This window comes from Haemophilus sp. UMB1048 (assembly GCF_030218125.1).
Classification (GTDB): domain Bacteria; phylum Pseudomonadota; class Gammaproteobacteria; order Enterobacterales; family Pasteurellaceae; genus Haemophilus_D.
Genome location: NZ_JASOPB010000073.1, coordinates 1 through 293, shown reverse-complemented (window position 1 = coordinate 293; position 293 = coordinate 1). Strand labels below are relative to the sequence as shown.

Annotated in this window: 1 protein-coding gene; it reads right to left on the bottom strand. The window is 62.5% G+C overall.

Going from position 1 to position 293, the window contains the following annotated elements; translation table 11 throughout:
- A partial coding sequence (locus QP437_RS09925) for an alanine racemase C-terminal domain-containing protein (RefSeq protein ID WP_285267722.1) occupies positions 1 to 293 on the bottom strand: 293 nt, incomplete at both ends.

Here is a 293-nt window from a genome sequence, read left to right as displayed (position 1 = left end):
CCGGCGTGCCGCTCGGGGCGACGCGCGGATAGCCGTCGGCATAACCGCAGGCGACAATGCCGATGCGCTGTTCACCTGCGGCCTGATACAACCCACCATAGCCCACCCGTTCGCCGCTTTTCAGCGTCTGTACGGCAATCACCTCACTACTAAGGGTCATCGCCGGTTTCAGGCCGCTATTGGCAATATCCCGCCACTGGCCCGACGGCGATGCGCCATACAGCACAATTCCCGGACGCACCCAATCAAAGTGCGCTTCCGGATGCCACAACGTGGCCGCTGAGTTCGACAAC